Annotated in this window: 17 protein-coding genes and 1 rRNA gene; 2 read left to right on the forward strand and 16 right to left on the reverse strand. The window is 47.9% G+C overall.

From position 1 onward, the window contains the following. The 11 genes from C557_RS0121160 to C557_RS0121220 all read right to left on the reverse strand — a co-directional run. Positions 1 to 242 (reverse strand): 16S ribosomal RNA (locus C557_RS0121160); the annotation flags it as partial. A 395-nt stretch (positions 243 to 637) separates the two neighbouring features. Then, the gene (locus C557_RS0121165; protein WP_240473002.1) at positions 638 to 1,822 is read right to left on the reverse strand and encodes an MFS transporter; all 1,185 of its coding nucleotides are present in this window, start codon (positions 1,820 to 1,822) and stop codon (positions 638 to 640) included. Between the two features lie 301 nt (positions 1,823 to 2,123). Continuing rightward, complete coding sequence (locus tag C557_RS0121170) at positions 2,124 to 3,599, reverse strand: ABC transporter substrate-binding protein (protein WP_018753857.1); 1,476 nt, start codon at positions 3,597 to 3,599, stop codon at positions 2,124 to 2,126. Positions 3,600 to 3,896: 297 nt separating this feature from the next. Beyond that, positions 3,897 to 5,252, reverse strand: a complete 1,356-nt coding sequence (locus C557_RS0121180) for a radical SAM/SPASM domain-containing protein (protein WP_026263613.1) — start codon at positions 5,250 to 5,252, stop codon at positions 3,897 to 3,899. Positions 5,253 to 5,401: 149 nt separating this feature from the next. Further along, positions 5,402 to 7,423, reverse strand: a complete 2,022-nt coding sequence (gene ligA, locus C557_RS0121185; RefSeq protein WP_018753859.1) for an NAD-dependent DNA ligase LigA — start codon at positions 7,421 to 7,423, stop codon at positions 5,402 to 5,404. Positions 7,424 to 7,626: 203 nt separating this feature from the next. Continuing rightward, a complete protein-coding gene (gene pcrA / locus C557_RS0121190) occupies positions 7,627 to 10,011 on the reverse strand; it encodes a DNA helicase PcrA (protein ID WP_026263614.1) in 2,385 nt (794 codons plus the stop codon). Between the two features lie 448 nt (positions 10,012 to 10,459). Continuing rightward, positions 10,460 to 11,164 carry a heptaprenylglyceryl phosphate synthase gene (pcrB, locus tag C557_RS0121195; RefSeq protein WP_018753861.1) on the reverse strand — a complete coding sequence of 235 codons (705 nt, stop codon included), beginning with the start codon at positions 11,162 to 11,164 and terminating at the stop codon, positions 10,460 to 10,462. Between the two features lie 530 nt (positions 11,165 to 11,694). Further along, positions 11,695 to 12,573 (reverse strand): phosphatidylinositol-specific phospholipase C/glycerophosphodiester phosphodiesterase family protein, encoded by an 879-nt coding sequence (locus C557_RS0121200; RefSeq protein ID WP_018753862.1) that lies wholly within the window; start codon positions 12,571 to 12,573, stop codon positions 11,695 to 11,697. A gap of 34 nt (positions 12,574 to 12,607) precedes the next feature. Next, on the reverse strand, positions 12,608 to 14,014 hold the full coding sequence (locus C557_RS0121205; RefSeq protein ID WP_018753863.1) for an undecaprenyl-phosphate glucose phosphotransferase: 1,407 nt from the start codon (positions 14,012 to 14,014) through the stop codon (positions 12,608 to 12,610). Beyond that, positions 14,011 to 14,937 (reverse strand): glycosyltransferase family 2 protein, encoded by a 927-nt coding sequence (locus C557_RS0121210; protein ID WP_018753864.1) that lies wholly within the window; start codon positions 14,935 to 14,937, stop codon positions 14,011 to 14,013. Before C557_RS0121210 ends, C557_RS0121205 begins: the two co-directional genes overlap by 4 nt. Before the next feature lie 456 nt (positions 14,938 to 15,393). After that, positions 15,394 to 15,681, reverse strand: a complete 288-nt coding sequence (locus tag C557_RS0121220; protein ID WP_083930341.1) for a glycosyltransferase — start codon at positions 15,679 to 15,681, stop codon at positions 15,394 to 15,396. Positions 15,682 to 15,784: 103 nt separating this feature from the next. Here C557_RS0121220 and C557_RS0121225 point away from each other — a divergent pair, with 103 nt between their 5' ends. Next, positions 15,785 to 16,915 carry an acyltransferase gene (locus C557_RS0121225; RefSeq protein WP_018753866.1) on the forward strand — a complete coding sequence of 377 codons (1,131 nt, stop codon included), beginning with the start codon at positions 15,785 to 15,787 and terminating at the stop codon, positions 16,913 to 16,915. A gap of 139 nt (positions 16,916 to 17,054) precedes the next feature. After that, a complete protein-coding gene (locus C557_RS0121230) occupies positions 17,055 to 18,002 on the forward strand; it encodes a glycosyltransferase family 2 protein (protein ID WP_018753867.1) in 948 nt (315 codons plus the stop codon). A 45-nt stretch (positions 18,003 to 18,047) separates the two neighbouring features. On the opposite strand, the gene rfbD is transcribed toward C557_RS0121230, so the two are convergent. Genes rfbD through C557_RS25085 form a run of 5 tightly spaced genes read right to left on the reverse strand, consistent with a single transcriptional unit; the run spans position 18,048 to position 21,933 of the window. Then, the gene (gene rfbD / locus C557_RS0121235; RefSeq protein ID WP_026263615.1) at positions 18,048 to 18,917 is read right to left on the reverse strand and encodes a dTDP-4-dehydrorhamnose reductase; all 870 of its coding nucleotides are present in this window, start codon (positions 18,915 to 18,917) and stop codon (positions 18,048 to 18,050) included. Further along, positions 18,914 to 19,936, reverse strand: a complete 1,023-nt coding sequence (gene rfbB / locus C557_RS0121240; protein WP_018753869.1) for a dTDP-glucose 4,6-dehydratase — start codon at positions 19,934 to 19,936, stop codon at positions 18,914 to 18,916. Before rfbB ends, rfbD begins: the two co-directional genes overlap by 4 nt. A 13-nt stretch (positions 19,937 to 19,949) precedes the next feature. Continuing rightward, positions 19,950 to 20,498 carry a dTDP-4-dehydrorhamnose 3,5-epimerase gene (rfbC, locus tag C557_RS0121245; RefSeq protein ID WP_018753870.1) on the reverse strand — a complete coding sequence of 183 codons (549 nt, stop codon included), beginning with the start codon at positions 20,496 to 20,498 and terminating at the stop codon, positions 19,950 to 19,952. A gap of 17 nt (positions 20,499 to 20,515) precedes the next feature. After that, positions 20,516 to 21,259, reverse strand: coding sequence for a sugar phosphate nucleotidyltransferase (locus C557_RS0121250; RefSeq protein WP_018753871.1), 744 nt, complete (start codon positions 21,257 to 21,259; stop codon positions 20,516 to 20,518). After that, the gene (locus C557_RS25085) at positions 21,256 to 21,933 is read right to left on the reverse strand and encodes a glycosyltransferase family protein (RefSeq protein WP_154656307.1); all 678 of its coding nucleotides are present in this window, start codon (positions 21,931 to 21,933) and stop codon (positions 21,256 to 21,258) included. Before C557_RS25085 ends, C557_RS0121250 begins: the two co-directional genes overlap by 4 nt. Positions 21,934 to 22,563 lie beyond the last annotated feature (630 nt).

Raw genomic sequence — 22,563 nt, forward strand, 5'->3', positions numbered from 1 at the left:
CCCATCCATAAGTGACAGATTGCTCCGTCTTTCCCAAGTCTCCCATGCGAGAGTCTTGACTATCCGGTATTAGCTAACGTTTCCGCTAGTTATCCCAGGCTTACAGGCAGGTTGCCTACGTGTTACTCACCCGTCCGCCGCTAAGTGATCCGGGAGCAAGCTCCCCAATCACTCCGCTCGACTTGCATGTATTAGGCACGCCGCCAGCGTTCGTCCTGAGCCAGGATCAAACTCTCCAATAAAGGTATTGTTTGACTTGCTCATGTAAACTTGCTGACGATTTGTTAAAATCGTTTGTTTCAATAACGTGTTCCATTTGTTCAGTTTTCAAAGAACTTGCTTGCACTATTCGACTTTTTCCAAAGTAACTCAGTTTTTGTCGAACAGTTATTTATTATACTTTCTTGCTTAATTCATGTCAACTTCTTTTTTGACATCTTCACCAGTGTTTCGGCAAGATGCCGTCCGAAGCGACAAGTAATAATCTATCACGCCAGAGTTCTTTTTGCAACATGAAATTTTCTGGTAATTTTCCGGCTTTCCCATCCGTACTCCAAAATGCATTGAATTCACGCTGGCGGCCACCCGTTTCCCCACCTTCTATTCTAACTTACATTCAAAAGGAAGGGAGTCAGGGTCAGGATTTTGTCGTTACCCGACGTCCTCCACGCACAAGCTGCCAAATCATCAACAGACCACAAGATAACAGCAAAAATATCGCAGCAAGACGTAAGGCCACATCATAATCCTCCGTAAATGCTCCCACGCCTGAGGAACCCGCGACGACTCCCAGGGAAAAGAAGGCGTAGAACACTCCGAACGCCTTGCCTTTGTGTTCAGACGCAATATGATTGACCAAAAGAGAGTTCAGCGAAGGAAATAATAATGCAAATCCAAGCCCATACAGAGCCATTACACCAAACATGGTTGCCTGATGTTGGATAAGTGACAGGGTAAATAGAGAAATGATCACCAATAACCCGCCGATCAAGCTTAATCTTAAAGGAGAACCTTGATCAAACATCCGGTTGGTCGGCAACAGGAACATACAGATGGCCACCACACCAAATACACTAAGCATCATGCCAGCCGTCTGTGCGGGAAAGCCAAGGGCATCCACTTTTAAAGGCAGGCTGAACGTTAATGCCCCCATAGCAAACATTAGAGAAAAGGCTCCAAAATACGATTGGATAACCGACTTTTGACGAATAGCGGCCCAAAAGGCCAATCGGGATTCCTTCCCGCCAATCGAGTCATTCTCCCCTTCATTTCCTTTTATTGATTTGGGTGCCCCTGCCCATACCAGGATTGCCCCGATCACCAGTAAACCCGAAAGGCTTATAAATAGCCTATCCAATCCTAAGCTGGCCTTCAAAATCCCTGCGGATGCCGGGCCTACAATCGCAGCAACTCCCACAGCCGCGCCAGAGAGAGCCATAGATCGGCCCTGTTGCTGACCGGAAGCGTAACGGGATACCAAAGTAAATGCGCTCGGAACCAGTAATCCACCTGCTAAGCCGTGCAGCACTCGAACCATCAGCAAATGACCTGGTTGCTGAACAAGAGGATACAGCAAGATAATACTCGCTGTCAGCAACAATCCCGTGATTAGTATTGGCTTGCCACCAAATCGGTCAATCCATATTCCTGCAATCATATTCCCCAGCATGTTGGTCAGCGAGTATAGCCCCACCGCAAGCCCAATCTGGAATGAACCTGCTCCCAGGCTTTGCGCAAAGGGCCCCATTACTGGCAACTGAACAAATAAATCCATAAAGCAGATCATGACGATCCCATTTAATAACCATCTTGTCCTCCGCACGCATTGCTTCCTCCCTATCGATAAATACACGAATTCTTGTCGTTCGCTTAGAATCTCCCGAAGATTATAAAGTAAAATCAGCTCTCGCGGATACAACACTAACCGATAATTATGGCGATTTGGTAACTTTTGCGGATAAGAGGTAGTCAAGAAAAGAGTTTAGCCCCGGTCAAGTTGACTTAGGCTAAACTCTTTTAATAGTTGATATTTTACCCAGATTCCAAGCGCATATCTAGGCCCAAAGCGCAGAACTGCGCAGTAGCCTAGGTTATCTACGCGCTATGCCTACAATGGATAAAAGCTACTCTACTACAGTGACCCCGCCAGATTCAGCACCGCTCTCAACAGATGTGGATGCACCGCCATCTTCTCCGGCTGAGCTGCTATCATTGGCGCCTTTTTTCGCGGCCTCCTCCTTGATAGCCTTATCCAAAACAGCCTGCGCTTCACTTTCAATAGTCTGAAGCGCCTCTTCAATGGACTTCTTCTTATCCTGGGCCAGTTGGATCTCACGATTCATAATACCATAATACTCCATATTGAAAGCCTCAGGAATCTTGTTGTAGTCCTCATTTCTATCATTGCTGAGGTTTGGCTTCAGCTTATAAAATACATCCAGATTTAAACCGTTAAACTCCTTGCGGACATTCATTCGAGACAGCAAACCACCGTCCATCGTTCTGGACTTCACCTTGGCAAATTTCTCACCATTAATAAATTTGATAAACTCCCAAGCCGCATCTGCGTTAGGAGAGTTGGCGCGAATGCCGAAAATATCGTTGAAAAAGATACTTCGGGAGGTTTCCGGGTCCGCCGGATCAACCGGTCCTGCTACAGCCCCAAGTTGGAACGGCTGGTAGTCCTTGACCTGATCTTGTGCCTCCTTGAGGTTTCGCAGTATATAAGAACCGTCTACTGTCATCGCCATACGACCCATCATGAACAACTGACTCTTGTAGTACTCTTCCATCGTCCCACCCTGGAACCTATCTTCGTCCAGATTATAGACAGCCCCGGAATCAATCGCATCCATCGCCATCTTATAGGTTTGTTTCCAGGAATCTGTGTTCAGCGTAACCTTCATCGTGTCCGTATTGATGTACTTCAAGCCTTGGGTATTGGCAATATTAGAGGCCAGTTCATCCATCGTCATGCCATAGTTTGCACCAAAGCCATATACCCGGGTATCCTTATCTCCATCGGTAGGAAAACGCCGGGCCGTATCCAAAATTTCCTGCCAGGTCATCCCGTCATGCGGCACTTCAATGCCGTATTTGGCAAACAAGTCAGCATTGTAGAAGATGGCATTGCCATAAAAGGTTGGAGATAAGCCGTACAGCTTGCCGCCCCCCTTCTCCTTAAGAATTTCCATGAGAGCCGGGTAAATCGATTCGATATCATATTGATCACGTTCGATCAATGTATCCAGCTCTGCCAGCTTGCCTTCAGAGGACAGCTTCTCATAACTGTCCGTATCTAACATCACCACATCTGGCTGTTCTCTCTCTACAAATTCTTCAAGCGCTTTACTGTAGTCCTCTACGCCATCAGGGTTGTCACGATAAATGCTGTTTGTACTGACAACCTCAATCTCAATGTTTGGCTTCTCCATCGCAAACAAATCGCCATATTCCTGGAAGAAATAACTCTCATCCATAAACATGACCTTCAAGCTGGATGTCTGTTCTGCTTCCGGCGCCGATTGGCTGGTGCAGCCCGCAAGCACAACAGAAGCCAATAAAACCACGAGCCCCTTATGTAACCATTTTCCCTTCATTTTTACCTCCAAAATATAAATATTTTAATAGAGTTCTCTATAAATAGAACGAGTCTAGGAAGAAATAGTTTCCTTTTTTAGAAAAAATCCGATCTGAACCAGTTCTTAGGAACTGTAAAGATCGGATTAGGATAATTATTTAGCCGGGAATAATTAGCTCAGGTTCCCCGGAACCGACTTGGTCAGACGGCCGGTTTTGACAAGAGCCGCTTGGGCTGCAGAACGGATTACTTTCATATAGATCACCTCCTTATCAAAGGGTTAAGTTCATCTACCGGCTTCATCCTTAACTTCCATCTAAAGCTCGGCTAATTCCTCTGATTGCTGCGATTGCAGCCAGATCGTGCGAAGTGTCTTCTTGATCTGGCGTTTCTCATAGGAGCAAGGCCGACGGCCCGTACGCATGCGGTATAACGGGCAATGATTCCCCTGGCAGGCCGGACGGAAGAAGCACGCCTGACATTTCTCGTCTGTCTCTTCGCCCGAAGTCGTCCACAATGCCAGCTTGTCGTAATCCAGTTCCAACGTACCGTCGGGATAAATGCGCCCTAATCGATTATTGTCTTGCTCGATGGCAACTGAGCATTTATACAGCATGCCGTCCGATCCAACAATTAGCGAATTGGGCTTGGCCGCATAGCAAATGGCACCCGTGGGAAGCAATGTATCCGAAATGAAGGAACTGACCGGCAGCCCTTGCTTGATCGCTTCTTCGTTAAAATCCCAAATATATTGATCCTTGGTCCGCTCATCACATACAGGCAGGTTCAGATCATTCTCTCCGCCCATACACCCTACAGGACGAAAATACACCATAAACCTGGGATCGTCTCCAAACAATTCCCGGAGCTTTGGTATAAATTCGGAGACGGCCTTGAGGTTGCTGTTATCGAAGTTGACCCGCAAATTAATCTCAAAGGGGCGGTCAACTTCTTTTAGAGATAACAAATTCCGTACGATCGTTGCATATGTCCCCCCGCCGCCATGCAAGGCACGGCGCGCATCATGAACCTCGCCTTCTCCATCCAGGGTGACCATAAATCGTGTTACCTGAAGGTCCAGCATCTGTTCAAAACGCTCCCGGGTCAAATAATAACCATTGGTGGACATTTCTGCAGCATATACTGCATGATTACGCTCACAAGCTGCCATAAAAGAGCGGGACAGACGTTCTATAATATGAGGCACAAGCAGTGGTTCTCCGCCATGCCAGCTAATCGTTAATTGCTTCAAGCTACAAGCACGCTCTTCCATATAAGCTTCCAGGCCTTGCATGACCTCTTCGCGCATGGAGGCACGCGGAAAAGATTCATAGCAGTAGGTGCAGCGAAAATTGCAGGCTTCCGTGACCAGCAACACCAGATGCATCGCATCCTGGGCGTGCATGGATTGGTGCAGGAATAGAGCCCGCCGCATTTCGTCCGTCTCGCCAGACACCAGAAAGCCATGCTCAATCAGCGAATGATACAGCGGAGGGGCAGGCTCGGGAACGGGTGCGGATGGAGCTAACCATTCCAGAATTTGGTTTCTTTCTGCCGCCGAGCAGCTAACAATGGCTCCAGTGTAGCTGTTATACAGCATCAGGCCGCCGTCATCCGTCTCGCTTTGCGCGTTGAAGCGCGAAGGCTTCCACTGTGACACATCGTGATTCATTTTTACTTCCACCTTTTTCTCATAGATTAACAACGTGGAGCAGTCCACTGCCATATGATGAAGAAAAAAGCGGGAACTTTCCGTGATTCGCATCACTACACATAAAAAATCCGGATTCAGAAGCAAGGTTATGCTCCCGAATCCGGACGCTACGAAAGGCCGCCTTCCAGAAGACGAATCAATTCGTTCTCGTCTTCAATCACAGGTATACCCAGCTCCTGGGCTTTGGTTAGCTTGCTGCCTGCCTTCTCGCCAGCGATAACCAGATCGGTCTTCTTCGATACGCTGCCGGTCACCTTGGCACCCAGCGCCTCCAGGCGCTTCGTCGCCTCATCCCGGCCAAGCTGATGCAATGTGCCTGTAAGAACGACGGTCTTGCCGGAGAAGAAGGAATCGGCAACTGGTGCAGCCGCTCTCTCGGATGCCCGCGGAGCCACTCCCTGCTCCAGCATCCGCCGAATCCCCTCCTGTTGGAAAGGATCCGCGAAGAAGGATACGATGCTCTCCGCCACAATACCGCCGATATCCGGCAACGTAATGAGTTCCTCCGCCGTTGCAGCCATCACCGCAGCCAGGTTGCCAAAATAATCAGCCAAGGCTTTAGTCGTCGATTTGCCGGTATTCGGAATTCCCAGAGCGAACAAAAAGGACGCCAGATCACGTTCCTTACTCTGCTGAATGGCCTCCAGCAGGTTGTTCGCCTTCTTCTCGCCAAACCGCTCCAGCTTGATTAAATCTGCAAATTGCAGGGTATACAGATCCGCCGGCTCCCGCACGTTCAGTTCATCATGCAGTTGCTCCGCCGTCTTCTCGCTGAATGTCTCGATATCCATGGCATCGCGTGAAGCAAAATGAGTGATGCGGGCTACGATCTGCGGCTTGCAGCCCAGCCGATTGTTGCAGAACAGATGCGCTCCCCGCTGCTCCAGTGCTGTGCCACAGGCCGGGCAAACCTCAGGATAAACAATCTCCCCGCCATCCTGTTCGTCCGTGACCTTGCCCAGAATTTCCGGAATGACATCGTTTGAACGTCTGATGAACACACGGGTCCCCAAGGCGAATTTCAAATTTTTGCGTTCGATATCACCGACATTATTCAGCGTACAGTTCTGAACGGTTACACCCGCCAGCTCTACGGCTTCTACTTTAGCAAGCGGTGTGATTTTTCCAGTGCGTCCCACGTTCCAGGAGACTGACTCAAGAACGGTCGTGGTCTCTTCGGCTTCAAACTTGAAGGCCACCGCCCAACGCGGGAATTTATCAGTATACCCCAGCACTTCCCGGGTGCGCATGTCCGTCAGCTTAATCACAGCTCCATCGATCAGATAGTCCAGCCCCGAGCGCCGCTCTACGATCAGCCGCAATTCCTCCATCACTTCTGCAAAGTTATCGTGGTAAGTGACATATGGATTCACTTTAAAGCGATTGTCCTTGAGGAAATCCATCATCTCACGGTGATTGCGGAACCGAAGCCCATCCGTGTATCCCACATTATAGAAAAAGGCGCTCAGCTTCCGTTCGGCGGTTGTCCGCGGGTTGAGATTACGCAGCGCCCCAGCCGCCGCATTACGCGCATTCTTGAGCGGTTCAGCAGCGGTCTCGTTGTACTTGGCCAGCACCGAGAGATTCATAATTCCTTCGCCCTGCACCTCGATCGTTCCCTCGGCGTACGGGATGCTCAGCGGAACGGACTTGATCGTCTTCACCTGGGCCAGAATACCTTCGCCAACGACGCCGTTCCCGCGCGTGGAGGCTTGGACCAGCTTGCCGTCAGTATAAGTAAGGTTCAGGGTCAAGCCGTCAAACTTGAGCTCCACTACATAGCTAGGGTCCGGGAGCGGAGTCTCCGGATTTTTCACATTATAATCGGCAATCAGTCGTAGCACACGGGCGTTCCAGTTCTGCAGCTGGTCTTCATTTTGCGCCTTATCCAAACTCCAGAGCGGGGCAAGATGACGATGCGGCTTGAAGCCTTCCAGTAATTCACCCCCCACTCGCAAGGTGGGCGAGTCAGGCAAGGTGATCCCCGTCTGCGCCTCCAAGGCTACCAGTTCGTCGTACAGCACATCGTACTCCTTGTCGCTCACCAGCGGCTGATCCAACGTATAGTAGTGATAGTTGTACTGCCCGAGCAGCTCAACAAGCTGTTCCATTCTTTGCATCACGTCCATGCAGGGACAACCCTCCCTCGATTTATGTAGATATGTAATGAAACGGAGAAGACCAGGGAGGCCGACTCCGTTTGGAAAATAAATGAAACCATACAGCCACTTATTGCGGCGTAAGAAGCGATAACAATTGCAAGTTCTGGTTACACGATGCCCTCCAGTGGGCACAAATATACGTGTACGTATATTTGTGCCCGGAGCAGGGCTTATTCGGCTTCGGTCACCTTCGTGATCGGAGCAAAGCCAGCCAAGAGGCGCTTGACACCTGTCGGCGCCGGAAAGGCGATTTGCAGCTCCGTATCATTGCCGGAGCCCTTGATCGAGACGACCGTGCCAATGCCCCATTTGGCATGGGAGACCTTGTCCCCGGCGTGGAAATCGCCGGGGTTCGCGGGCTTGCCGGCTGCCGATGCCCCGGGCACGCCGGTGGTCACGGTGACGCCGCTCCGGCGGGGAGCGGCGCTACCGCGCCCGGCCGGTCCGCCAGGCGCAGCGGCGGACCGGGCCCCTGGGCCTTCGGCCGCTGCTACGCGGTGGCCGAAGTTGCCCCCGCCGCCGGCGCCGCTGAAGCCGCGGCCACTGTAGGCGCCGCCGATGCCGGCCCCCCGGCCGTAGCGGTCGCGCGGCGTGCGTCCGCCGTCTTCCTTCAGCTCCTCGGGAATTTCATCGAGGAAGCGGGACGGCGGGTTGGCGGTGGTGCGCCCAAACAGGGTGCGCATCTGGGCGCAGGAGAGGAACAGCTTCTCCTCGGCGCGAGTGATGCCCACATATGCCAGACGGCGCTCCTCCTCCAGCTCCTCATTGTCTAGGAAGGCCCGGCTATGCGGGAAGACGCCCTCCTCCATGCCGATAATGAACACTACCGGGAACTCCAGCCCCTTGGCACTGTGCATTGTCATGAGCACAACCGCATCATCGTTTGGCTTCTCGGCGTCGCTGTTGTCATTCATACTATCGATATCGGCAATCAAGGCCAAGTCGGTCAGGAAAGAGACCAATGATTTATCTTCGTTGTTATTCTCGAACTCCATGGTCACGGACAGAAACTCGTCGATGTTCTCCAGACGGGAGCGAGATTCAAGTGTGTTTTCATTTTGCAGCTCCAGCCGATACTGAGTCATTTCTAATAGTTTCTCGGTCAATTCTGTGACGGACAGGTACTCGACCATCCGGTGCAAGGCTTCTATCATATCAAAAAAGTCAACCAAGGCATTGCGGGTACGCCCGGCAAAGCCAAGATCGTCAACCACCTGCAGCACCCGGAAGATCGAGACTCCCCGCTGTGCCGCAGCATCCGCCAGCTTGCCTACCGTGGTGTCCCCGATGCCTCGCTTCGGCACGTTAATGACCCGGGTCAAGCTGATATCATCATCCGGATTGGACAGCAGGCGCAAGTAGGCGAGCAAGTCTTTGATTTCTCTACGATCGTAGAACTTGATCCCCCCCACGATTTGATAAGGGATATCCGACTTGATCAAAATTTCCTCGATCACCCGGGATTGCGCATTAGTCCGGTACAAAATGGCATGATCGCGATAATGACGGCCCTTTTTTACACTATTATGAATCTCGGAGGTCACAAAGTACCCTTCATCATGCTCCGAATCGGCGCGATATACCTTGATCTTGTCCCCATCGCCCTTATCAGTCCACAGCTTCTTTGGCTTGCGCCCGGTATTCTGCCCGATGACCTCATTGGCCGCGTTCAGAATGGTCGAAGTCGAGCGGTAATTTTGCTCCAGAAGGATCGTCTTCGCCTCCGGGTAATCCTTCTCGAAGTTCAGGATATTGCTGATATCCGCCCCACGCCAGCGATAGATGGACTGATCACTATCTCCAACTACGCAGATGCGGTGGTGCTTGTCCGCCAGCATGCGGCAAAGCATGTATTGCGCCCGGTTCGTATCCTGATATTCATCCACATGAATGTACTGAAATTTCTTCTGATAGAAGTCGAGAACCTCCGGCTGTTCTTTGAATAACTCAATGGTCTTCATAATCAGGTCGTCAAAGTCCAGGGAATTGTTGCTGCGGAGCCGTCTTTGGTACATGGTGTAGACTTTGGCTACGATCCCTTCAAAATAGTCGCCAACTTTCTGCTCATATTGTTGCGGGGTGACGAGTTCATTTTTGGCGGTGCTGATCATGGACTGAACGGCTTTGGGCTCGAACTTCTTGGTATCGATATTCATTTCTTTCATGCAGTTGCGAATGACGGAAAGCTGATCGGTCGAGTCCAAGATGGAAAAGTTAGAGGTAAACCCGATTCGCTCGATATCCCGCCGCAAAATGCGCACGCACATGGAGTGAAAGGTGGATACCCAAATATCACGGCCTTCGTGTCCGCCTACCAGTCTGGACACCCGGTCCTGCATTTCACGAGCCGCTTTGTTCGTAAAGGTAATCGCGAGAATCGCCCAAGGCGGCGCCTTGCGCGTCGCAATCAGATAGGCAATGCGATGTGTCAGCACGCGCGTCTTGCCACTGCCTGCCCCGGCCATAATAAGCAGCGGCCCCTCGGTCGCCTCCACGGCTTGCCGCTGCTCAGGATTGAGACGGCTGACCGCCTCTTGTATGTTCACAGGTTGCATAGGTTGCATAGGTTGCATCAAACATGCTCCTTCCTCGTCCTTGCGCTCTAATCCACTGAATTAACGGGAAATCCTCCCGCTAAATTTACAACTTTGTCCGAATTTGCTTACTTAGCTGGAAATCCTCCATCTATTTCGGGCAGTTTCTCTACAAACTAATCATCTGGCTACAATTAGCATGACAAATTCCATATAAAATGTACTATTTCGCTAAAAACAGCTAATTAACAGGACTATTTCCCGTTGGTATAATCATGAGCCCGCTAACTGCCTTCAGCTCCATACTGACTCTCCACTGCAACAACTTGTGCGCGCAATTGGGCATCTGCTATTCTCATTATTCTGCTATTCTCTTTATATAGTAGACAATTCACCAAAACTACTAGGTCCAAGCTCTGCTATTGTAAAATGCCTTCATTCTATCCTCTCCCCCATGCATGAGGAGGAACTATAGCCGCAGCGTCTTGACCTCATGTACGGCGGTCACCGTCTCCAAGGCGCGCTCCAGATCGTTGTAGACCCCGTTGCCTACAATAATGGTGTCTGCCACAGCGGCAGCAAGGCGGGCGGTCTGGCTATCTACGATACCGCCGCCATAGAATAAGCGGGCTTGCTCCAATGTTCGCCGCACCTCTTTTACTAATTCCAGGTCCCCCCATTGTCCGCTATATTCGAGATATACAATGGGTAAATGGAGCAGGCGATCTGCCACCTGTGCATAGGCTTGGGCCTCCGACGACTCCAACGCGGTCGCTCCCGTCAACCTGGCCACTGTAGCGTCGGGATTCAGCACAATGTACCCTTCGGGCATAAGCTGTTCCCAGGGAATCATGTAGCCATATCGCTCAACTGCCCGAGCTTGTTGTCCAACGATCCAATCGGGATGTCCGGCATTCAGCACCATCGGGATAAGGTAGAGGTCGAACCCGGGAACCACCGCCGCAAGCTCGGACACTTCCAAGACGCATGGCACCTCAAAGCGGCGCACCCGTGCCAGCAACTCCACAGTGTTATCATAGGTCACTCCGCTGGACCCGCCGATCATAATGGCGTCCGTTCCGGACAGACAAACGGCTTCAAGGCCCTGATCATCCAGGTCCCTATCCGGATCCAGCTTAAATATATGCTGCCAGGATGCAATCATTTGCTTCAACACTCATTCCTCCAAGCCAGGGTTCTGGCAGATACGCCTCTAAAAGGCTTATCTCCAGCCCCTTATAAGAGGGGTGAACGATAGGAAGCCTACGGCAACTTATTCGCCACCCTATTTTAAGAAAAACATCTATTCATGTACTATTTTTGAAGCCAGACCACGTTAAATGGTAGTTTTTCTTGCGATTATAGAATTGTTCAGCTCCGCTGAAAACTTATAGATTCTATAATCTTAAAAAACGAGGCTCTGCTGCGCGGCCTCGCTCCCGTTCTTCCCTGTATGTCCAGCGACTGATTTCGCTCACCTTTTATAGCTCAGTTTCTAGTCTATGTTACCTCGTATACCCTGTCAACGTTCGCCTTTGATGCGAACAAGAAAAGATGCGTTCCCGAAAAGCCTTAACGCATCTTCATCCGCAGTATGAGGTTGTTTGGGCCCTGCGGTCAGCGTATTGTCGAGCTATGTTGAATATGGAACTGAAGCAGCGGGAGTGATCATAGGCCCCCATGGTTCACCACACTTCTAGGGAATCAGTTGAAGAACCAGCCCGTATGATCCGCAACATCTTCCTCCGCGAGAAAATCGGTATAGAAGCCATAGGCGCCCATACGCTGAAATTCGTCTATTATTTTCGGATCGTTAATGGTATGAACGTAGGACACCACTCCCACCCGCTTCAAGTCCGCAATCAAAACGGGGTTGGCTCTAGTCTCGGACATCGTGATAGCCGCAATGTGTTTTTCCTTAGCAAACTGCACCACTTGCTCATCTGTCTCTTGAGTTTGATAAAGGGTAAATATTACCGAATCAAACGGGTAAATTGCCTGAATCGGATCCCACATGTCCCGATTGTAAATTTGCGGCACCACACGCTCAAGCAGCTCCGGCTGCCGCCGCTTCGTCTGATCCACAATTTGCGTGAAAATCTTTTGAATCTCTTCAGGTTTGGTTTGCTTCGTATCGGTCACAAAATACACATCGGGATAACGCTCCAACAGTTCTACGATATCTGCCCAATCGAGTGGCTCATAGTTCCCCTTGATCTTGGCCGCCTTAAACTCATCATGGGACCAGACTGCACCTTGACGGTCTTCCTCGACGGTCTCCTGCTGGCCCAGCATCTGTGTAAAGGCTTGTCCCCACTCATGGCGGGCAATCAGTTCACCATCACTGCTGAGCAACAAATCCACTTCAAATACGCGCAGCCCCTTCTCATAGTTGACGATAAAAGCATCATAGCTATTGGTATAAGTCAGTTCATCGATACCGCCCATTGCATGGGCTACCATCCGATAATTAGTAAAGCCCTGCTTAGGCGGTTCAGGTATCCATATCCGTGGCAAGATCAACCAGAAGATCAGGCCCACGCCAACAATCAGCAACAAGTTGTAAATAAGTTTCTTTGTCATGATGAGTTTCCAATCTGCATGAAATATCTATCTATTAGTAAGCATTTTTATTTATAAAACCGTTAATCACCGTCTTAAGCACGATCTTGATATCCAATAGAATCGACCAGTTCTCAATATAGAAAATATCGTATTTAATGCGCTCTTCGATAGAGGTATCGCCACGCAGGCCATGGCTTTGCGCCCAGCCGGTAATGCCTGGCCGCACATGGTGCTTCACCATGTATTTGGGTACCTCCTCCTTGAACTGATCCACATAATAAGGACGCTCCGGACGCGGCCCTACCACACTCATATGTCCAGCTAGAACATTAAAGAATTGCGGCAGTTCATCCAGACTCGTCTTGCGGATGAAGGTCCCGAAGCGCGTGCGTCTTGGATCGTTGGCAATAGTCCAACCCGTGTCCTCTGTGCCCTCGGGCAGCACTTGCATAGAGCGAAATTTGTACATCTGGAATGTCCGTCGATTAAGGCCCACTCGCTCCTGTTTGAAGATAATTGGACCCTTTGAGGTCAGCTTGACGCCAATGGCAACGATCAGCAGCACCGGGGAAGTAATAATGATCGCCAGTAGAGAAAACAAGATATCAAAAACCCGCTTGGCAATTCGGTTGCCCGTCAGATCCAGTGGAATGTCACGTACGTTAATCATCGGCATTCCCGCAAAGTTGTCGAAATAGGGCCGAGCTGGCAAGTAGTCAAAAAAGTCTGGAATGATCAGCGTGCGTACGCCTGTTTTTTCGCATATAGCTATAATTCGTGCATATCTGTGATGAGCTTCCAGGGGAAGTGCCAGCACAACTTCATCGATCATCGTGGATTCAAGTATGCGCTCAAGCTCATCAATTGTCCCCAGGATAGGCTTGTAGCGTGCGGCCTCAATGCCGTCCCACTCTTTTTGGTCATCGAGAAAACCAACCACTTCATATCCAAGCTCCGGGTATTGTTTGAGGTTGGCATGAAATCGACGTCCCAAAGAGCCTGCTCCGAGAATGAGCACGAACTGCTTGTTAAACCCCTTCTTGCGTAATTGTTTCAAGACATTTTTCAGTACATAGCGGTATAACGTAATGAGCACTACGTTGAATATCATGTACAATGCCAAGTAATGACGGGAGATGTCCACCTGTCTAAAGAAGAACATCAAGCCAAGTAGGATAAACAAGCTCATGGCGTGAACCTGGATGATTTTCCAAACTTCATCGGCAAACCGTTTTTTGCGCTTCGGCATGTAAAGCGAAATCATCACGCCCATCAGTACGGTAATTGCGCCGTAGATAACACTCCAAAAAGCATAGATTTCAATAGGAAGGGGTTGCTCGTAGGCAATCCAGCCACTGGAAAATTTAAGCCACCAAGCAAATAAAAAGGCTAACTGAATGGCAGCAAAATCAGCCAGAATATACAGTTGAGTTAGAAATCGCTGGTTTTTGCGTATCATCGTTTCGCCTCCACGTTCGTTTCGACTGACTGTTGTTGTCTAACAGCAGGTAGGGCTGCCCCAGGGTTGAAGAGTGTATTTTTCAATAAGGATAAGGCAAATTTAAGTGCAATCCCGCAAGCCACCACCACATGGGTGACCCAGGAATATTGCTTAAAGTAATGTTTCCGGTGAAATACCCACATGGCGCGATGGAATTCATACACAATTTTAAGCGGCTTGCGCCTGCTGCTGGCACCCTTATAATGAACAATGTATGTCGCTGGATGGTAGTGAATGTCCCAGCCCGCTTGCTTGATGCGGTAACACCAGTCAATGTCCTCCCCATACATGAAGAAGGTCTCATCCAGTCCACCCACCTGTTCGATTGTCTTACGCCGTACCAGCATAAACGCCCCAACCAGACAATCGATCGGATACGTTTCGTTCGGGTCCAGGTAGCCAAGCTGATACTGGTTGAACTTCGGCTTATTAGGAAACAGTCTGGAGAAGCCAAAGGCATAATAGAATGACGCAGCCGGTGTTGGAAACCCGCGCTTACACGCTTTATCCAGTGAACCATCGGGCAAAATGATTTTGCAGCCCGAAGCCCCAACCTGAGAGTTCGCATCCATATAGGAAATCATTATCTGCAATGTATCAGGTTGAACAATGGTGTCTGAATTCAGCAGCAACACATAACGGCCCTTGGCAACAGCCATAGCTTGGTTGTTCGCTTTGGCAAATCCTATATTATCGGTATTGGCGATCAATCGCGCACCGGGGTACTCCCTGCTGATCGACTCCACCGAGTCATCAGACGAAGCATTATCCACCACAATTACCTCGTACGAATAAACTATCTTAGAGTCATAGACCGACTGCAAACAATCCAGTGTCAAACGGCAGGTATTATAGTTGACGATCAAGATGCTTAAATCCATGATTACGCGCTCCGCTCCCAAAGTATTATAGTGGTCTATTGATATTATATCATAGGTGATATAATCAAAGAGTACAACACACCTTGAGTGGGTGCGGTTTCCTCCAGAAAGGAGGTGAACCGTATGAGCTTCTCCTTTTCTGATGTAGTGATGTTTGCAGCTTTCATTATTGCACTTTTAACATACATCGATAGAAAAAAGAAGTGACCCACTCCAAGGTTTGGCTACCTGTGGGTCACTTCTTCATATGATTGAAAGATTTTCTTGGAGGAGTAACTCCACTCAAGTTGTTTGTACTGGGGACGGTCGGCCAACCGTCCTTATTTCTATTCCAATTTTAGCACATCGCAGCACATATCTCAATTCACAGAATTTGAAAGCACTAGCGCGATCTAAAAGGTCCTCTGGCATCCTTTGCCCATCTTCTCATGAATCTCACGTCTCTTCTCGCGCAATTTAGGGAGTGTGCTGAAAAAGCCCCTCCAGGCCCCAAGCACGCCAGGCTCCATTCATGACAAGGCCTGTACTGTCTATAGTGTCCGGGGAGGATTTAAGCAGCAGTCGCCCTGTCGCTGCGCCTGCTTCCGGGCGGGATTGCATGGACTGGATTAAACGCTCGATATAAGTTGGAGCAAGCTGAACGTCCGGGTTCAACACCAGCACGTAGTCGCTGTGTGTCAGACGTATCCCCTGGTTATGAGCCGGTGCAAAGCCGGTATTGACCGAGTTCCGAATGAGTTCAATGCGCTACCAAAATGGTGTTATGGCGTATACGCCCGTTGACGAATAGGGGGATTTTCTTTATGGTGTTTCTAGTCAATGTCGTTAGACTAAGGGGAGACAAATTATGAAAAAAGAAAGATTACATGAGATAGAATTGCTGCGGGGAATGGCATTCCTGGCAGTTGTGCTGCAGCATGTGATTGCCGGGGTGTTTTATCAGCCGGGCTTGAGTGGACAGACCATTTTGGCCGGAACGACCTTTCTGGGGTTGATCCGGTTTGCGGTGCCTTTATTTGTGTTCATCACCGGGGTGGTGCTGTTTTACAATTATGATGGCAAGCTGAATTACGGGAGTTTTCTGTGGAAAAGGTTCCAGCAAATTGTCGTGCCTTATCTGGCGTGGACGGTTATTTATTATATTTGGATGAGTATCCGTAGTGGCGGGTTGTCTTTGTCGGGTATTTGGGGTGAACTGGTCCACTTGGTTAAATTGGCTTTAACGGGACAAGCATCCTATCATTTGTGGTTTATGGTCATGATAATTCCATTCTATCTGCTGTTCCCTCTGTTTCGACTCATGCTGGGCAAGGATAAAAAGCCGTGGGTGAACTTAGCAGTAGCTGCACTCTTTCTGGGGATAAGCTTCGTTCTGGTGTACGCCTTGTCTAAAGGCTGGATTACGTCGGACAACGCCATCCTCAATGCTACGGTGATTCGTTACCTGGATCGCAACTTTCTGTTCTGGATGTTTTATTTTGTGATGGGTGGTCTGGTCGGTATGTATCATAAACAGTGGAAATGGATCGTCAGCCGCATTTGGTGGTTATGCCTGATCGGCCTTGGGGTTTTCATGTACATTATTTATACCCGGATCGAGACACTTACGCAAAGCTTGACCAGTGACCTTTACATCTACAGCTCCTATGTCACAGGTCCGCTAAAACCGCTGATGATGGGAACGATATTGGTGTCGATGGTATTGGTGTTTGCTGTAGCGGACTGGCTGGCCAAAAGGAAAACCCGGTGGTTCCCCTCGCTATTGACAACCTTTGGACGTTATTCCTTTGGCGCCTATCTGATTCACGCCATAGTGCTCAGTTCAACCAACTATCTGGTGATCTCTTACCTAGGGATGATCGGCGTGTACGGGCAGACCATAGTGTCGTTTGTGTTGTGCGCTGTGATAAGCTTGGGCGTGTGCGTGGGCTTGAGTAGGGTGAAGACGGTTGGGAAGGTATTGGTGGGGCGGGTGTGAGGAAATTTTTAATACAGCTGCAGATCTGATTATTAGCTATATAAATTATAAAGTTACCATTGTTTTTAATTAACCTTAGCTTTATATTGGAGCAAAAATAGCCGAGTATATGAGTACTAAAATTCAGGAGGCCGCACCAATGGCAAAACCAAAATGCCTAATTCTTCTTTCTACCTATAATGGTGAGAAATTTCTTGAAGAGCAATTACATAGCTTACAAAAGCAAGAAGGAGTAGAATTAGCCCTTCTAATTCGAGATGATGGATCTAACGATCACACATTATCGATTATCCACCAATTTATAAAGGACTCGACAATAAATATAAAATTACTTCAGGCTAACAATGTAGGAGCAAAAGCCAGCTTCTTTGAGTTATTGAGTATAGCAAGTGAAGAGTATTTCGAATACGATTATTTTGCTTTTTGCGATCAGGATGATATATGGAAGCCAAACAAACTCATCAGAGCCATACAAATGCTCAACAATGAACATCAAAGTCTACCTTTAATGTACTGCTCTGCAACTCAAATGGTGAACACCGATTTATCTTACATTAGTGTATGGCCATCTGCTCCAGAGAAAAAGTTAAGTATATACAATGCTCTGGTTGAAAATATCGCCGTGGGTTGTACTTCTGTACTGAACAAAAAAGCTCTCAATTTAATTTCCTCTTCACCACCGATCAACATTAAACACCTCATCATGCACGATTGGTGGGCTTATCTATGTGTATCTACATTTGGTAAAGTCATCTTCGATTCAGAGCCTTTTATTTTATATCGTCAGCATTCAAACAATGTGCTGGGAGGACAAACTGACAATCTATTCACAAAGTGGAAGAAACGATTCATACGTTACTTTAAAGCACAAAATCACTATATCATTAGCAATCAAGCCAAAGAGTTTTATAACTGCTTTAATCCCCTCTTGGATGAGCAGCAACGGCTAGCATTACATGATTTCATTAAAAATACAACTAGCAACGGACTATCCAGACTTATGTATGCGATGCGCACTCCTTTTTATAGACAAGCCCTCGCCGATCAGTTCATTCTTAAATTAATTATATTACTTGGAAAAATATAAAATTAGAAAGAGCACCTCAAGATCAAGTGCTCCTTACACTATGCATTATTTCTCTAGAAAATACTGTTCCAAAAATGCCCTCAATCCCTCGCGCCATGACCGCAAGTCCTGGAGTCCGTTGGTACGGATGCTTAAGTGATCCATAACGGAATTGCTTGGTCGTGGTGCGGGGCGAGGAAATTCCTCAGTCGAGCAAGGCTCAACCTTTACTGGATACCCCTTGCCCCGGATGTCTGCCGCCTCTGCAAAAATCGCTTGCGCAAACTCATACCATGTGCATTCTCCCGAGTTGGAGGCATGATAAATGCCAAACTTCTGTGTAGCAACCAGTTCAAGAAGGAAATTTGCTAAATCCACTGTATAGGTAGGTGAGCCTTTTTGATCATTCACCACCTGAAGTATCGGCTTCTCTTCCCCCAGCCGCAGCATGGTTTTCACAAAGTTGTGCCCATGCTGCCCATACACCCAAGAGGTCCGCACAATAAAGAAAGACGAGGATAGGCTTTGAACCAATTGTTCTCCGGCACGTTTGGACTTGCCATAAATACTTTGCGGATTCGTGTTGTCGTATTCCTGGTAAGGGGTATCAGCTGTACCATCGAATACATAGTCCGTACTGATATAGCAGAATTTAGCCTTCACCTGTTCAGCGGCAAGCACCATATTGCGAGTTCCAGTCGCGTTTACAGCATATGCCATGTCAACATCATTCTCGGCTTGATCTACTGCTGTATAAGCTGCACAATGAATGACAGCATCAGGCCTAAACTGCTGGACGACCTTCACACACATCTCCTGATTGGTGATATCCAACATTTTACGGTCGGTAGGCAATAACTTGTGGCCGGCTTGTTCAAAAGCTTTTACGACATCCTTACCTAACTGCCCTTCGGCTCCAGTCACCAAAACCCTCATGAGCGATCGCCCAGCCGTTCACCGTATTGCTTGACATAATACTCCTGGTATGCCCCCGATTGGATGCGAGTCCACCATTCCCGATTGTCCAGATACCAACGAATAGTTTCTTGAATCCCCGTCTCAAATGAGTGCTTAGGCTTCCAGCCCAGCTCTGTCATCGTCTTGGTTGGATCAATGCCATAACGACGATCATGGCCGGGACGATCCTGAACGAATTTAATTAGTGATTCCGGCTTACCTAGCTGCTCCAAAATGGTTTTTACGATATGCAAATTCGTCCGTTCATTGTTCCCGCCAATGTTGTACACTTCCCCATCGCGCCCCTGATGAATGACCAGATCAATAGCACTGCAATGGTCTTCTACATAAAGCCAGTCACGAATGTTTAAACCATCTCCGTATACAGGCAGGGCTTCGTCAGCCAGTGCCTTGGAAATCATTAGTGGGATGAGCTTCTCTGGAAATTGATATGGTCCGTAGTTGTTAGAACAGCGCGTAATATTTACCGAGAGGCCAAAGGTCTCATGGTAAGCACGAACCAGCAAATCCCCACCTGCTTTACTAGCCGAATAGGGGCTGTTAGGCGTTAGCGGTGTTTCCTCAGTGAACAGTCCAGTCTCTCCCAATGTTCCATATACCTCGTCGGTAGAAACCTGAACGAATTTCTTAACGCCATGCTGACGCGCCGCCTCCAGAAGCACCTGCGTACCAAGTACATTCGTTTTCACAAAAACATCCGGCTCCAGAATGCTGCGATCCACATGCGACTCCGCCGCAAAATTGACGATCACATCCACTCCTTGGCTAACCAGTTCATTCATAGCTGGAGCATCAGTAATATCTGCCTTATGGAAAGTATAATTCGTATTGCCTTCTGCAGACTTCAAATTCTCCAGATTTCCAGCATAGGTCAGAGCATCCACATTAATGATTTGGTACTCAGGATGCTGGTCCAGCATATATAATACAAAGTTGCTGCCGATAAAGCCGGCACCGCCTGTGACAAGCAGTTTCATGAGAAAAGTCCTCCTAGTCGAAATTCATTTCTGCTTCTGCCAAAGTGGGATGATGCCTGTCTTTATCAGAAAGCAGCGGCTCGCTTACCGGCCAATCAATCCCTAGCGCCGGATCGTTCCATAATATGCCACGATCGTGCTCCGGGGAATAGTATTCGTCCACTTTGTATAGAACTTGTGTATTTGGCATCAATGTACAAAACCCATGAGCAAATCCTTTAGGAACAAGGAGTTGACGTTTATTATGCTCGCTAAGAATAACACCAATCCACTGTCCAAAGGTGGGTGAACTGCGCCGGATATCAAGAATCACATCATAAACTGCACCTGAAAGTACGCGGAATAGCTTTGTTTGTGCTTTTGGGTTAAGTTGGTAGTGTAAGCCGCGTAGTACGCCAGGCTCTGCAGATAAGGATTGGTTATCTTGAATAAATGTATAGGTGACTCCAAGATCCTGCATCACCTGCTCATTATAGCTCTCCATAAAAAAACCCCGGTGATCGCCATGTACCACCGGTTCAAGTAAAGCTGCGCCTTGCAGCTTTAACGAGGTCAGTTTCATCCTAAACTCCTCCTTAACTATAGCTTGAGTTTGCCAAATTCTTCACCAAGGGTCAAATCCTTGGCCAATTCATTAGCTCTGGCTAACGAAGCATGAGTCCCTGCATCCGTCCACCAGCCTCGCAGCACGTCAAAAGTAAGTTCTCCTCGTTCAATATATGCATTATTCACATCGGTGATCTCCAATTCACCTCGTGCAGATGGCTTTAAACTACGAATAATTTCAAAAACATGATGATCAAACATATAAATACCGGTCACGGCATAGCTCGACTTAGGTTTTTCAGGCTTTTCTTCAATCGATACAATATGTTCTCCTTCAAGTTCAGGAACGCCAAAGCGAGCCGGGTCAGGAACCTTCTGTATAAGAATTTTAGCCCCGAAGGACTGGTTCTTAAAATGTTCCACATATTGCGTTATATCATCCGCAAAAACGTTGTCACCCAAGATTACCACCATCTGATCAGTACCAACAAATTGCTCGGCCAACCCAAGAGCTTGGGCAATGCCTCCGGCCTCATCCTGCACCTTATAGGTGAAAGAAACTCCAATTTCACTTCCACTACCTAGTAAGCTTACAACATCTCCCATGTGTTCTTTACCAGTGACAACAAGGATATCAGTTAGTCCTGCTTGCTTTAGCTTATGCACAGCATGGAAGACCATAGGGTATTTGCCTACAGGGAGAAGATGTTTATTGGTCACTTTTGTTAATGGATATAATCGTGAGCCGGTGCCCCCGGCTAGGATGATGGCTTTCATTGATGTGCTCCTTCCAGGATACGAACTATATCCTGACATCTTTTTTCCCACGTGTTATTTTGCAAGAAATTTAGCGCATCCATATGTGAATAACGCTCTATCTTGTTATCCCGTACTTTTTGTACAAGATTAATTAAATCTCTTTCTTCTGAATAGAGATGAACAAACGCTTTAAATTTTTGCATTTCAGCGTAATCAATTGCCAGAATAGGTTTATTAAAATAAATATATTCATACATTTTAACAGGATCTACCGCTCGTACAAGTTCATTTAGTACAAACGGCATAACCAAGGCATCCGCAATTTGGGCAACTTCGGGCAATTGATCGTGCTTCACTGTTCCTGCGCAATGAATCCGGGGATGTGACGGAACTTTTGTCTCGACTGGACCTACCAAGGTAAACATACTTTCAGGAACCTGATCCAGAACCCGTACAATTAAATCGAAGTCCATCCATTTCCCAATTGTACCAATGTACATGAGGTTCAACAAATCCGGGTTATTAATCTCTGATCTCAAATAGGAAGCCTTCTCATCCTTTTTCATTATGGACGGACTGATACCATTGTTTACTTTGATCGGTTCCATAGTCAGGTATGCACGATAAGAATTAATCATCTTGTTCTTCAAATACTCCGAAGAAGTAATGACCCAATCAGCTCGCTTGATCAATCGAACCTCCAAATCTCGAAGTCTGTCTGACCTAGGTTCTCCTGAGTAAAATCCCAAGAAATCATCCATACAATCGTATATCACGATCTTGTCTTCTAGCTGACTCAGAGAAATAAAATCAAGTAGTAGAGGCGAGGTTATCCAAATATACTCATACTGCTTTAAGGATTGATGAATAGACCGGTTCATTAGCCCCTCGATCATTCTCAGGCCTTTGAATCTCCCTGACATCGGGAGTTTCTTCAGTGTACGAACCTTAGACTCTGAAAATACATCCCGTGAATTCCGGTTCCCTCCAGCCTCACTCCCATACAGTTTTTCAATGTAGAATAGATCAACGGAATAATATCGGGATAGCTCCTCATACAAAAAATGGGGACGCTGCTTAATCCAATTCCAGTCTACGTGCATTATATAGGCCATCTTTGACTTGGTTTGCAAGCGACCACTCCTTGTTTTTAACTAGTTCTCCAGCATTTCTTGGGTCTTATTCAACAAACAAATATCATATGTATTTAATAAAGTATTCATCATTTTATCTATTGTCTCTCGTTCATAGACTCAATTATATATTCATCCAATAATTTAGATATCATATATCCCAATTTATCCTTTATGAAAATACATATT

It is taken from the genome of Paenibacillus sanguinis 2301083 = DSM 16941 (assembly GCF_000374825.1).
GTDB classification, from domain to species: Bacteria; Bacillota; Bacilli; order Paenibacillales; family Paenibacillaceae; genus Fontibacillus; species Fontibacillus sanguinis.